At 45.3% G+C, this 12,906-nt stretch carries 16 protein-coding genes; 13 read left to right on the plus strand and 3 right to left on the minus strand.

From position 1 onward, the window contains the following. The first annotated feature begins 28 nt into the window (after window positions 1-28). The 13 genes from ACH0BF_RS11020 to ACH0BF_RS11080 are packed head-to-tail and all read left to right on the plus strand — an operon-like array spanning window position 29 to window position 10,478. Window positions 29-1,003, plus strand: a complete 975-nt coding sequence (locus ACH0BF_RS11020; RefSeq protein WP_340856234.1) for an ABC transporter substrate-binding protein — start codon at window positions 29-31, stop codon at window positions 1,001-1,003. Beyond that, entirely contained in the window at window positions 966-2,027 is a 1,062-nt protein-coding gene (locus ACH0BF_RS11025; protein WP_340856233.1) for a FecCD family ABC transporter permease, read from the plus strand. The genes ACH0BF_RS11020 and ACH0BF_RS11025 overlap by 38 nt, the downstream gene beginning before the upstream one ends. Beyond that, the gene (locus tag ACH0BF_RS11030; protein ID WP_406909389.1) at window positions 2,024-3,496 is read left to right on the plus strand and encodes an adenosylcobinamide amidohydrolase; all 1,473 of its coding nucleotides are present in this window, start codon (window positions 2,024-2,026) and stop codon (window positions 3,494-3,496) included. The genes ACH0BF_RS11025 and ACH0BF_RS11030 overlap by 4 nt, the downstream gene beginning before the upstream one ends. Continuing rightward, on the plus strand, window positions 3,493-4,455 hold the full coding sequence (gene cbiB, locus ACH0BF_RS11035) for an adenosylcobinamide-phosphate synthase CbiB (RefSeq protein ID WP_120036315.1): 963 nt from the start codon (window positions 3,493-3,495) through the stop codon (window positions 4,453-4,455). The genes ACH0BF_RS11030 and cbiB overlap by 4 nt, the downstream gene beginning before the upstream one ends. Then, the gene (gene cobD / locus ACH0BF_RS11040) at window positions 4,430-5,500 is read left to right on the plus strand and encodes a threonine-phosphate decarboxylase CobD (protein ID WP_340856228.1); all 1,071 of its coding nucleotides are present in this window, start codon (window positions 4,430-4,432) and stop codon (window positions 5,498-5,500) included. The genes cbiB and cobD overlap by 26 nt, the downstream gene beginning before the upstream one ends. Continuing rightward, entirely contained in the window at window positions 5,482-6,066 is a 585-nt protein-coding gene (locus ACH0BF_RS11045) for a bifunctional adenosylcobinamide kinase/adenosylcobinamide-phosphate guanylyltransferase (protein WP_340856226.1), read from the plus strand. Before cobD ends, ACH0BF_RS11045 begins: the two co-directional genes overlap by 19 nt. Then, on the plus strand, window positions 5,985-6,932 hold the full coding sequence (locus ACH0BF_RS11050; RefSeq protein WP_340856225.1) for a cobyric acid synthase: 948 nt from the start codon (window positions 5,985-5,987) through the stop codon (window positions 6,930-6,932). Before ACH0BF_RS11045 ends, ACH0BF_RS11050 begins: the two co-directional genes overlap by 82 nt. Further along, window positions 6,929-7,726, plus strand: coding sequence for an adenosylcobinamide-GDP ribazoletransferase (cobS, locus tag ACH0BF_RS11055; RefSeq protein ID WP_340856223.1), 798 nt, complete (start codon window positions 6,929-6,931; stop codon window positions 7,724-7,726). Before ACH0BF_RS11050 ends, cobS begins: the two co-directional genes overlap by 4 nt. Next, window positions 7,684-8,310, plus strand: coding sequence for a histidine phosphatase family protein (locus ACH0BF_RS11060; protein WP_340856222.1), 627 nt, complete (start codon window positions 7,684-7,686; stop codon window positions 8,308-8,310). Before cobS ends, ACH0BF_RS11060 begins: the two co-directional genes overlap by 43 nt. After that, complete coding sequence (locus ACH0BF_RS11065; RefSeq protein WP_340856220.1) at window positions 8,262-8,708, plus strand: bifunctional adenosylcobinamide kinase/adenosylcobinamide-phosphate guanylyltransferase; 447 nt, start codon at window positions 8,262-8,264, stop codon at window positions 8,706-8,708. The genes ACH0BF_RS11060 and ACH0BF_RS11065 overlap by 49 nt, the downstream gene beginning before the upstream one ends. Continuing rightward, entirely contained in the window at window positions 8,705-9,298 is a 594-nt protein-coding gene (locus ACH0BF_RS11070; RefSeq protein WP_340856219.1) for a cob(I)yrinic acid a,c-diamide adenosyltransferase, read from the plus strand. Before ACH0BF_RS11065 ends, ACH0BF_RS11070 begins: the two co-directional genes overlap by 4 nt. After that, a complete protein-coding gene (locus tag ACH0BF_RS11075; RefSeq protein WP_340856217.1) occupies window positions 9,295-9,783 on the plus strand; it encodes an ECF transporter S component in 489 nt (162 codons plus the stop codon). The genes ACH0BF_RS11070 and ACH0BF_RS11075 overlap by 4 nt, the downstream gene beginning before the upstream one ends. After that, a complete protein-coding gene (locus ACH0BF_RS11080; protein WP_340856216.1) occupies window positions 9,780-10,478 on the plus strand; it encodes an AIR synthase related protein in 699 nt (232 codons plus the stop codon). Before ACH0BF_RS11075 ends, ACH0BF_RS11080 begins: the two co-directional genes overlap by 4 nt. A 145-nt stretch (window positions 10,479-10,623) precedes the next feature. Here ACH0BF_RS11080 and ACH0BF_RS11085 read toward each other — a convergent pair whose 3' ends face one another. From ACH0BF_RS11085 to ACH0BF_RS11095, 3 genes are all read right to left on the minus strand, one after another. Then, complete coding sequence (locus ACH0BF_RS11085; RefSeq protein WP_340856215.1) at window positions 10,624-11,205, minus strand: TetR/AcrR family transcriptional regulator; 582 nt, start codon at window positions 11,203-11,205, stop codon at window positions 10,624-10,626. A gap of 14 nt (window positions 11,206-11,219) precedes the next feature. After that, window positions 11,220-11,936, minus strand: coding sequence for an MBL fold metallo-hydrolase (locus ACH0BF_RS11090; protein ID WP_340856214.1), 717 nt, complete (start codon window positions 11,934-11,936; stop codon window positions 11,220-11,222). Window positions 11,937-12,172: 236 nt separating this feature from the next. After that, complete coding sequence (locus tag ACH0BF_RS11095) at window positions 12,173-12,748, minus strand: beta-class carbonic anhydrase (RefSeq protein WP_120036327.1); 576 nt, start codon at window positions 12,746-12,748, stop codon at window positions 12,173-12,175. Window positions 12,749-12,906: the final 158 nt, after the last annotated feature.

A 12,906-nucleotide genomic window follows, 5' to 3' on the forward strand; every position in this document is an offset into this window, starting at 1 on the left:
TTTTTAAGAAGCAAAGGGAGAGAAAGTCATGAACAAATTATCTCAGTACACATTATCCTTCGTACTGGCTGCTGGCCTGCTTGCCGGCTGCGGAACGGATAAAGCAGAAACTGGAAAAGAAGAAAAAGCAGATCAGCCAAAAGAGAGTCAACAAGCAGCCTTTCCGGTAACGATAAAGGATGCGGAAGGAAAAGATGTCGTTATTGAAGAAAAACCGAAACGAATTGTTTCTCTTATTCCGAGCAATACCGAAATTGCTTATAAACTCGATTTAGGTGATGAAATTGTCGGGGTATCAGACAACGACAATTACCCGAAAGAGGTGAACGCCAAAGAAAAAGTTGGCGGCATGGAGTATAACATTGAAAAAATCATTGGGCTTGATACGGATCTCGTATTGGCACATGGTTCCAGTGCCCACAACTCAAAAGAGGGATTGAAGCAACTGGAAGAAGCGGGAATCGATGTACTTGTCGTTAATGATGCCCAAAATTTTGATCAAGTATACGACTCAATTGAAATGATCGGCAAGGCGACAGGAACAACTGAAAAAGCAGAAGACGTAGTAGAAGAAATGAAAGACGGTCTATCAAAAATCGAGGAAAAAGCGAAAACTATTAAAAAAGAAGAAGAAAAAAGTGTATTTATTGAAGTATCACCGGCTCCAGACATTTTCACACCAGGAAAAAATACATTTATGCAGGAAATGCTTGATCTGATTCATGCGAAAAATGCCGCTGCCGATCAGAAGGGCTGGGTGCAAATGACAGAGGAAGCGATTATCAAGAAGAATCCTGACGTAATCATTACTACGCATGGCTACTACACAAAAAAACCGATTGAAGAGGTACTCAGCCGCAAAGGATGGGAAAACATGACTGCCGTTAAAAACAAGGATGTCCATGATGTGAATGCTGACCTCGTCAACCGAACAGGCCCGCGTCTTGTTGAAGGAGTAGAAGAACTTGCCGAAGCGATCTATCCAGATGTTTTTAAGAAATAAAAGCTCGGCTTACTTGTTAGTTTTGGCTTTTTTTATTACGGCTGTATTTGCAGGTATCTCGATCGGAACGATCCAAGTTCCGTTTCGGGATATCGCTTTCTTATTATCCCATCATTTTTTTGGAACGCCGCTTGAGGGAGTCGATTCCTCTTTTGATAACATCGTGTGGAAGATCAGATTTCCGAGAGTATTGTTGGCCGGTCTTATAGGAGCCTCTCTAGCGGTAGCGGGTGCTGCTTTTCAAGGGCTGCTGCGTAATCCTCTGGCAGACCCTTATACACTCGGTGTATCTTCGGGTGCTTCCGCAGGCGCTGTTATGGTGCTGTTTTTTAATATGCAGCTCCCTTGGCTTTCCGGATTTACCCTGCCCGTTGTTAGTATTGTGACTTCGATTATAACCATTTTCATCGTTGTTTTGTTCGCCCAGGCGATTGAACGGTCACTTAAAGTAGAAACTATCATTCTAACAGGGATTATTTTTAGCTCTTTTTTAGGTGCGTTGATCTCACTAATGATTGCTTTGACCGGTGAGGAATTGCGGCAAATTATCGGATGGCTGCTTGGGAGTGTATCAATGAGAGGCTGGGATTATATTCAACTTATTTTGCCCTTTTTTTTGGTGGGCACTTTACTGTTAATTATCCACTCGGCTGAATTAAATGCGATGTCGTTCGGCGAAGAGAAAGCCCAGCATTTAGGTGTGAATGTCCGTCGAAAAAAAATGATCGTGCTAGTTGCCGGCTCGGTATTAACAGGAGCAGCTGTAGCTGTTTCAGGAACTATTGGTTTCGTCGGATTGGTCATCCCTCATTTTATCCGCTTAATTTGGGGGCCGGATCACCGCCATTTACTGCCGCTGTCCATGCTTGCAGGCGCTGGCTTTTTAATTCTGGCTGATTTGGTAGCCCGCACAATTATTTCTCCGACTGAATTACCGATTGGTGTTATTACTTCTATTATTGGTGCACCGGTATTCGCTATCATTCTGCTTCGCAAGCACAGGAAAGGAAGGGGAACAGCATGATCGAGATAGAACAGCTTAGCGGCGGCTATGACGGCAAGCTTATCGTCCGTAAATTGTCTTTTTCTGTCCAAAAAGGAGAGCTTTTTGGCATCTTAGGTCCCAATGGAAGCGGCAAGACAACGCTGTTAAAAATGATAAGCGGCATTGTCCCTATAAGCAGTGGTTCCATAGAAATAGAAGGCAAAAAAATGACAGATTATACACCAAAAGAACTGGCTAAACGGCTTGCTGTTCTTCCACAAATGACCCCGCAAGCCTTTTCGTACACTGTAAAAGAAACAGTTTCTCTCGGGCGCTATGCACATCAAAGCGGCATCTTTCCAGTATGGAGAGAAGAAGATGAGCGGGCTGTTATCAAGGCGATGGAGCAAACGGGCACAAAGCAATTTGCGGAAGCTTCCATCGAGGAATTGTCTGGCGGCGAGCGTCAACGCGTCTTTCTCGCTCAGGCCCTTGCCCAGGAACCGGAAATTTTGCTGTTGGATGAACCAACAAACCATTTGGATTTATCTTTTCAAAAAGAACTGCTTGATTTATTAAAGAAAATGGCGAATGAAACAGGATTAACTGTTATCTCCATTTTTCACGATTTAAATCTCGCCTCTCTTTATTGTGACAGATTGCTGCTTATGGAAGAGGGAAAGAGGCACGGTCTTGGTATTCCGAGCGAAGTGTTGAAAGAGGAGCCGGTTCAACAAGTATATAAAACGGCTATTCATCAGCGTCCCCATCCAGAAGTGCCGAAGCCGCAGATGAGTATTCTTCCTGAAAAAACAGCTGAGGAAGAAGTGGAAGTGCGAGTGGACCAAGCATGCATCAAGAGAACTGATGAATATATTACACTTGAAGCTCCGATTCCGTTAAAAACACTATCGGCAGGAGTAATCGGTGCTGGCTGGGGATGGCATCGCAGTTTTGTGAACCGCCACGTAGATAAAAACTATTGGCATGACTCTTATAAGGAAGACATGAAAGAGTTTCTAAAGCGCTATCACTTTGATATTAACGAAACTGTGGGAATGATGACAGCTGTTCATCTTCATACGGCAGCCTGCCGGTTTGTGCAAGTAGAAGATATTTCGGTTCTTGCAGTTGTTACAGCCGGGGTCGGCAATGCCGTTGATGTTTCGCGTGCTGTAGAACATAATCGGGCTTTTTTGCCGGGTACGATTAATACATGGGTATTTGCGAATGGCCATTTATCAGAGGAAGCGTTTGTTCAGTCAGTGATGACGGCAACAGAAGCAAAAGTAAAGGCTCTATTCGATAAGGAAGTAAAAGATCCGCTAACGAATTCCCAGGCAACAGGCACCTCTACTGACAGCGTCCTGATTGCCGCCACCCAGCGCGGGGCGCATCAGGCATTTGCCGGTACGATTTCTCCGCTTGGACAGGCGATCGGGAAAGCGGTGTATGAATGTACGATAGAAGCCTTGGAGAATAACAGAACAGGAGAGAGGAGTACATGATTTATCATCTTCTGGCTGCTACGCTTGCTTTTTTCATTGACCGCCTAGTCGGAGATCCGCCTCATCTTCCGCATCCAGTCCGCTGGATAGGCTCCCTTATTTACTTTTTGGAAAAGCGTCTCAATCAAGGAACTGCCAGGCGGAGAAAAGGAGTCATTATGCTTGTTATCGTGCTCATTGTTACGGGAAGCCTCAGCTATTTGTTCATTTTCTGCTTTTATTCTCTTCACCCGGCTGCTGGAGTAGCAGCGGAGGCCGCAGTGATTGCTTCGGCCATTGCTTGCCGCAGCTTAAAAGAGGCGGGGATAAGTGTGTATGAACCGCTGCAAAAAGGGGATATGGAGGAGGCGCGAATGAAGCTTTCCTATATTGTTGGTCGGGATACAGAGCATCTCGATGAAGGGGAAATTACAAGGGGAGCCATCGAGACCGTTGCCGAGAATACAAGCGATGGGGTAACGGCTCCGCTTTTTTGGGCACTTATCGGAGGAGCTGCGGGGGCGATGATCTACCGGGCAATTAACACATGTGATTCAATGGTCGGTTATAAAAATGATCGATATGGACAATTCGGCTGGGCATCTGCTCGTCTGGATGATCTCGTTAACTGGCTGCCAGCCCGCTTAACGAGCTTGTTAATGGTCTTATCTTTTCCCGAAAGCAACTATTCTAAAAAACAAGTATGGCAGATTGTCCGCCGTGATGCGAAAAAGCATCCAAGCCCAAATAGCGGCTGGTGTGAGGCCGCTGTTGCCGGTTTGCTCGGCATCGAGCTTGGCGGAATAAATAGATATAAAGGCCGTGTTTCCCATCGCGCTGAAATGGGAGAACCTTTAAAGCAAAAAACAGCAGAGCATATCCTGCTCACTAATCGGATTATGGAACGGTCCTCTCTTTTATTTTTACTGATGATGTGGATAGGAGGTGTCATTTATGAAATGGCCCGCACATGGCTCTAATCCAGCCCATCTATATGAAAGCTTACAAATGAAGAAGCCGGACGTTTTGATAGACTTTAGCGTTAACGTAAATCCATACGGCCCGCCGCCAAGCATTAAGGATAATTGGTCCAGCTGGTTATCCGCCGTTTCTGATTATCCGGATCCTTACGGTAAAATGGTAACCAAACAGATTGCCAGTCTTAACGGAGTGAATGAACAACAGGTCGTGTTAGGAAACGGTGCAGCTGAAGTGATTCAGTTTCTCGGCCAGCTGTGGCGCGGACGGAGAGTTGTCATCGTTCAGCCGGCATTCTCTGAATATGAAGCAGCCTGCCGGGTGTATGGTTGCGAAATAGATTATGTTTTCACCAATAAAGATCATACTCTGCCAATCAATGAATTAACGACTAAGGCTCAAGGAGCAGCGGCTGTTTTTGTTTGCACACCGAACAATCCGAGCGGCATCGCTTTTTCCGAAAGGGAGATCATTGAATTGTTAGACAGCCTTGCTTCGAGTGGCTGTTGTGTTGTCATTGATGAAGCGTTTTATGACTTTGCCGGCTCCGTCACAGTGGCTCGTTTCATTAAGGATTACCCAAACTTGCTCATTCTAAGATCACTGACGAAAATGTATGCGATTGCCGGCTTGAGGATCGGTTATCTGCTTGCTGACGAAGCCTTAGCTTTGCAAATTGCCCGATTCCGCCCCCATTGGAATGTAAATGCCCTTGCCTTGAGGGCAGCAGAAGCTGTATTAGCCGATTCTTCGTTCGTTGAATGGTCGCGGGAGAAAATCACCGAAGAACGAAAAAGAATGCTTGAGTTTCTGGAGGAAGAGGGATTCCGGTTTACCCGGTCTGTCGTTAATTTTTATTTGCTCAGAGACCCTTTGCTTGAAGACCAGGAACCGCTTTTTTTGTTTCTGCTAAAACAGGGAATTGTTCTGCGCCATACATACAATTATCCCGGGATTGAAGGCAAGTGGCTAAGAGCAGCGATAAAGACGGAAAAAGAAAATAACAAGCTGAAAGAGGCGCTGCTACAATGGAAAAAGCAGAATTAACCCTTATTGTTGGCGGTGTACGCAGTGGGAAGAGCAAAGAAGCAGAGAGACACGCTGTGTTGGAGGCTGAGAGATTAAAAGGAGCCCTTCATTATGTAGCGTGCGGGAAGATAACCGATGAAGAAATGGCCGCCCGCGTCTGCTCCCATCAACGGGAGCGAAAAGCGTCAGGGAAGGAATGGACGACGTGGGAGCAGCCTGTTCGAATTGAAACTTTATCCGAGCGCTTTACACAACAAGACACCGTATTGATTGACTGCTTGACAACATTGCTAACGAATGAATGGTTTGCAGGTAATACAAAGGAAGAAGAGTGGGCAGACCCGAACTTTCATATGAGTGTTACGCACAATATTCGAACGGGAATCGATCAGATTAGAGAATCAGCAGGCGCAGTTATTATCGTCTCAAACGAACTGGCCTATGAGCTGCTCGGCAGCTCGCTTGTATTTTACTATGCTAAAGCATTGGGTGAGCTACATCAATGGCTGATAAACGAAGCGGCACTTGCTGTGCTCGTCGAGCATGGATGTCCGCTTGTAAAGAAGGAGAGATTGAAAGTATGAGAGGAATTATGATTCAAGGAACTGCTTCTGATGTTGGAAAAAGTCTGATCGTAACTGCACTATGCCGGTTGCTTCTTCAAAAAGGATTTCAACCAGCCCCCTTCAAATCTCAAAACGTCACAAATTATGCTTATATAACAGAGGACGGCAAGGAGCTGGGCAAAGCGCAAGTGCTGCAGGCTGAAGCTTGCCGGTTGGAGCCGCTGCCAGAGATCAATCCAATTTTATTAAAGCCGGCTAAACCAGGCCGCTCAGAAGTTGTTTGGCTCGGCGAGCGGTTAGAAGTGATTTCAGGTATGAAGTATCGTGAACAGTATTATAGCAAGGCGGTAGAAACGATCCAGCATTCGTTGGCGAAGCTTCGTGAACTATCGGATTTCCTCGTTATCGAAGGGGCGGGCAGCCCGGTAGAAATGAATTTAAAGAAGCGGGAAGTTGTCAATATGAAAGTGGCTGAACTAGCTGATGTGCCGGTCATATTAGTTGCTGACGTGCAGCGAGGCGGTTTGTTTGCCAGTGTTGTCGGCACGCTTGATCTGCTTGAGCCGCAGGAGCGCGGCCGCGTGAAAGGAATAATCATTAATAAATTTCATGGAGATCCATTGCTATTTGATGAGGGAAAACAATGGCTGGAAGCGCGTACTGGCATTCCTGTTCTGGCTGTTCTTCCTTATTTAGCTGATCACCAGCTGGAAGAAGAGGATGCTTTGTCCCCTCCGACGAAAAAACTACAGCTGGAAGAACAAGAAATGATGAACAGCAAGGAAGAAACATATAATCAACTGGCTGCCCATTTACAAAAGCATCTTGATTGGGAAAAGTTTATTTCAATTGTTAGCGAAGCAGAGAAGGAAAGCATCGGATGAAAGGGAGAGCTTATATCAATGGCTTTTTATTGAACATGCAATTTTTTTCTGCAGTACCCGTCCATCGGGAGTTGCCGGTGGACGCCCGTCATTTACAAGCAGCCTTGCGAATGTTTCCGCTCCTCGGTTTAGTGAAAGGCCTTGTATTTGGCAGTGTTTTTTGGCTTTTACTCGAGTGGTCGCCATTCTCTCCTCTCGGCAATGCTTTTCTTTTTTGGCTGCTGCCGATCATCTGGACAGGCGGGCTCCATCTGGATGGCTGGATTGACACGAGCGATGCTTTTTTTTCTTACCGGGATATTGATAAGCGGCTTGAAATATTAAAAGATCCACGTGTCGGTGCGTTTGGGGTACTTTCGCTCATTGTGCTACTGGCTGCTCGTTTCCTTTTCTTCTATGAAATTTTTTTATTTGGAAACCATGCGCTTCTTCCTTTGGTTGTCCTCATTCCTTTTTACAGCCAAATGATAACCGGCCTTCTGCTAAATGGGGTAAAGCCGGCAAAGGAGGAGGGCATTGCTTATTTTTTTCAACAGGGAAAAGATCCGCGTCTTGCGCTCACCTATAGCTTCTGGGCCGCCGCCGTCGGATTGGTTTTCATCTTTATAACCGGAAGCGTTTCTGTGTTGCTGCTGCTCATCGCTATGGCTTATTTGTTTTTCTTGTTGGCCCGCCGGGGCGCACTTAAACACTTTGGCGGCATCACGGGAGATTTGCTTGGTGCCAGCTTGGAAGGAGCGGAAATACTTTTATGGACGATTTTGTGGTTATTGGTCTCTATCGGCATGGCGTAACGGCAGATAATGAAAAAAGGGCCTTTAGTGGCTGGACGGATTCAGCCTTGAGTGAAGCTGGAAAAAGAGGGCTGGAGCAGCTTAAGCTCGATCTCCCTTCCTACGAAAAGGTGATAGCCAGCGATCTACAGCGTTGCATAGATACGGCTGCGATTTTTTTTCCAGATAACCGGGTTGATGTCTGGCCCGAATTTCGCGAGCTGAATTTCGGCTGCTGGGAAGGAAAAACTCATCAGGAGCTGGAACATTTAGAGGAATACAAAGCTTGGCTACAAAACCCGTTCTCCAGTCCGCTGCCGGAGGGAGAAAACTATAGGCAGTTTGGAGACCGGATTAGGGAAGCATGGAAGAAATGGTTAGAGGTCCTGGATCAATATAACTTAAAACGCACAGCTATCGTTACCCACGGAGGCGTCATTCGTTATTTGCTGACAGAACTAGCACCTGACAGAAAAGAATTTTGGGAATGGAAAATAGAAAATGGACACGGCTATGAATTGGCCGGCTCGCTTTCTGCATTAAGGAGGGGCGAAAGATGCATCTCGTTACAGGTGGTGCCTTCAACGGCAAAAAGCAATGGGTAAAGACAAGTTACGGGCTGGAGAAAAAAGCGCATAACTGGCACTCATTTTATGAAACGGATAAGACAGAAGAGTGGACGGAGTCAGTTGTGATATTGGAAGGCATTGAACGGCACGTCCGCCGGCTCATCGAGAAAGAAGAAGATCCAGAAGCGGCCCGCATAGAATGGAATAAAGAGCTGGCCGGCTGGTTGGAATGGGAAAAGGAAGAGGAGAGCCGGCAAGTGGTTCTTATCGGCACAGATATAACAAAAGGCATTGTACCGGCAAATGCATTTGACCGAATGTGGCGGGATGCCGCAGGCTGGTGCTTTCAGGACGCCGCGAAACAGGCTCGCCGAGTCATTCAAGTATGGTATGGTTTGCCGCAAATCATTAAAAATGAGGGGGAAGAAATATGAGACTGTATACACGAACGGGAGACAAAGGAGAAACAAGTATTATTGGAGGCCGCGTTGGAAAAGACCATCTGCGTGTAGAAGCCTACGGTACAGTGGATGAAGCCAACTGCTTTGTCGGCCAGGCAATGGCGGAACTTGAAGCAAGCAAGGAGAAATTCACGGATATTCTCGCTGATTTGGAAACGATCCAGCACGAGCTGTTTGATTGCGGGGGAGACTTAGCGACGGTCGCTGGAAAACGGGAATGGAAGCTGCAACCGGAATCCGTCAGTGAGCTGGAAAAGAAAATTGATGATTATATTAAAGAAGCACCAGAGCTGGAGCGATTCATTTTGCCAGGCGGGTCAAAAGCTTCTGCTTCCATCCATATCGCCCGCACGGTAACGCGCCGCGCAGAACGGCTTGTGGTTGCCCTCATGCGTGAGGAGGAAGGCATTCATCCGGTTACTCTCCAGTACTTAAACCGTCTCTCTGACTATTTCTTTGCGATCGCCCGCGTGATTAACTTCCGGCTTGGTGTTAAGGATGTAGAGTATATTCGCAGTGCAAAGGTCTTTCGCGATGGAAAAAGAAAGGAAGATAAGAAGTGAGCAGTAAAAAGATTTCCTGGCTCGCTTTATTCACCGCCCTTTCGGTTGTAGGCGGGATGATCAAAGTACCAGCAGTTGTGACAAGTATAGCGCTGGATTCTTTTCCAGCGCTCCTTGCGGCCGGTCTTCTCGGTGCGGGGCCGGGTGCACTCGCTGCTGCTTTTGGCCATTTGATCTCAGCATTGACTGGAGGGATGCCAATGGGGCCTTTCCACTTGCTCATCGCTGCTGAAATGGCAGGTGCCGTTTGGCTGTTCGCTAAAATTCACCAGGCGAATAAAAGAGTAGTAGCTATTATCATGTTTGTTTTGGTCAATGGACTTGTTCTTCCATTCCCTTTTATCTTTTTCATGAGCTGGGGATTCTATATTGCGATGCTTCCTTCCCTTCTCATTGCCTCAGCTTTAAATGGGGTGCTTGCCTGGGTGGCTTTGCCCCGCCTGAAAATGTTATTTGAGAAGCACTTTGGCGGTGTACAGGCGTGAAGCGGGATGTGATCTATGCCAATGAATTAGTCATTGCTGCGGATAACAGTGGTTCAGTTGGTGAGAAGCCAGGTGACGCCGTAAAGGCAGACTATGAAACAGTCGGTTATTTTTCCGCGCGTGTGGCACTCATGGAGTGCTTGGCAGCGGGTGGAGAGCCGTTTGCAGCAGTGCTTCAAAACTTTGCAGGGGAATCAGCCTGGAGGGAGCTGACGGCTGGAGTGGAACGGGCAGCCCGTGAAGCGGGATGCACCGTTGACATAACAGGGAGTACAGAAACAAATTTTGTTATGGGTGAGTCCGCTGTCAGCATTGTAATGATTGGCCGTCATTTAAGAAAAATGAGTCCCTTTGACGAGAAAGAGGTCTGTTACGGAGTTATTGGAAAACCACTCGTTGGTCCGGAAGTGCTGGCTGAACCGGAATCTGTTGCTCCCCTGCAATTATTTCGGCAAATTCTTCAAGTAGAAGGATTGCGCAGTATTTGGCCTGTTGGTTCAAAAGGAATTGCTTATGAAATGAGAAAACTGAGTGGCAATGAAGAGCTACAAGCAGAAAATATTCATTGCTCTCTTGATGTCAGCAAGTCTGCAGGACCGGCTACTTGCTTTTTAATAGCTATAGAAACAGATGCAATGGAGAAGTTAAAAGAACTTTGTAACTCGTTATATACACCTTTGAAAATAGAGCTTTAATCTTATAAAGAATAAAAAGAGAACATGAAAAAGCTTTTTAGTGGTTCGGTGTCTTCACTAAGTGCTTTAGCATGTTCTCTTTTTATATAATCGCAAAAGAAATCAGCTTGTTTAACTAGCTATATTTTTATTTTTTCACAGAGACTTATTCGTTCTCTTTCACAGCCATTAAATGAATCCCTTCAATAAAAGTATCAATTAAAATAGAGAAACTTTGATCGATATCTAATGACATCGCGAATCCGCCCATTTGTTCAATCGAAGTAAAGCCATGCAAAATGCTTCGTAGTCCTCTAACCATGTGAATAGCAGTATCTTCCTTCAAGTTGTATGCCTGAAGAACTTTAACGACAAGTTTAACGATAGCCTGCTGTGCTTGATGCAGTTCACGATCTTCAGGATCAGGAAATCGGGTAGCAGCTTCATAAAGCCCGGGATGTGTTCTTACAAATTCTATATAAGTTTGGCTAAGCGCTCTGATTGCCTCGTCTCCTGAACGGCCCACCGCCGCTTGCAGCATGCACTCGTACAGTGACTTTATGCCATGGATCGCCAGCTTCTGTTTTAACTCATCTAATCCGTTAATGTGGTTGTAGAGGGAGGGAGGACGCACTTGTAATTCTTTTGCTAGCACGCCGATGGACAGTTGTTCGAGCCCGTTATCGTCAATGAGCTCAACTGCTTTTTGCAAAACAACAGACAAATCTAATTTCATACGGGGAGACATGGTATGTTCACCTCTTAAGAGAATTGATGTAATTTTTGTTCTGCCTTAATAATGGCTTTATTTATTAAACCTTCCGGCTGTTCCAGCATTTTGCCATGCCCTACAGCGAGCAGACCGGGACGAAGGTTTTTTAGCTTTTTAGCACTTTCAAGCGCTGTCGCCTTATCCCAAGTGCCGAATGCCGGAAATGGAAAGGATGGTCTAATCATTCCGGCTACTGCCATCCCTCCCCTTGTTTGAAGGGCATCACCAGCAATTAGGCTGCGATTTCGAATATCAAAAAGGGAAATGGAACCAGGGGTATGCCCAGGGGAAGATACGATCTCCAATGAGCCAACCCGTTCTCCTTCTTGAAGAAGGGAATCTGGACGGGTTTTTAGCCTTTTGGGGACTCCTCCGCGAATCGGACTGTCTGCTTCATTTTCCATAAGACGGATATCACCATCAAACAATAAAGAATCCCTTGAAGAAATGAAGACAGGAACATTAGGCATTGCTTCCTTTAAAGTATCCAGTGCCCCCACATGATCATCGTGGGCATGTGTAATCATCATTTTTGTGATTGGCTTGCCAATCATTTTAGCAGCATGCATAATCCCTTTTCCACTATAGGGAAGAGCTGCGTCGATGAGTGTAAGTTCAGTTTCTTCCTCAACTAAATAACAATTAACAGGAAAAATGTGGGGCATAAAAGTCAATTGAAACAATGTACCAGCCTTTGTTATCTTCATTTTTATCAAACTCCCAACTATTACTAATATAATTAATATATTAACTAATTATATTAGTTTCGGCAATGATAATTTAAATATAGGGTTTGTTTTCTACCTTTCTCAGAGTACAAGAGCCTAAATTCTTAAGTAGTTGTCTGTCAACGTGCGAAGCTTGATAAGAAGGGGGAATACAGCAGTCAGACGAACAAGGAAGAAAACAAATGTCCGCCAATAATATGAAAAAGAAGCAACCCTTAAAGAGCTGCTTCTTTTTCATATCCATTCACAACCAGATCTAACTTTCCTGTTTCAGGATCAATGACAAGCCCGTGCACAGGAATTTCATTTACCATGAGAGGGTGTTGCTTTACCATATCGACACTGTGCTTCACACTTTCTTCAACACTGCTGAATCCTTCAAGCCAATGATCTACATCAATACCAGCATGACGGAGCGTATCAATTTTTTCCTCTTTCACGCCCCGTTCTTTCATCGCAGTTAGAATCACATCACTTGATAGCGTACTCATCCCGCAATCGTGATGACCAACGACTAATACTTCATCTGCTTGCAGCTGATAGACGGCTACAAGCAAGCTTCTCATAATACTTCCGAATGGATGATTAACGATAGCTCCAGCATTGCGGACGATTTTTACATCGCCATTTCTAAAATTCATCGCTCTAGTAACTAATTCTACCAGACGCGTATCCATGCAAGTTAAAATGACCACACGCTTATCAGGGAATTTATCTGTTGTAAATTCTTCATACATTTTATCATTCACGAACTTTTTGTTATAGGACAGTACTTCATGTAATAACGTCATCTAACCAACCCCTTCTTCATTCAGCTTATTTTCCATCTTAGCTACAATAAATTATATCTTATTATATACTCAATTAATTAGGATTTTTGTAGTAAATTACTGCTTTTTATTCATAAATATCGCCCGTGGATAGGCGAGAAGTCGATTTCTCCTGCGGA

It is taken from the genome of Pseudobacillus sp. 179-B 2D1 NHS (genome assembly GCF_045370945.1).
GTDB lineage: Bacteria > Bacillota > Bacilli > Bacillales > Domibacillaceae > Pseudobacillus.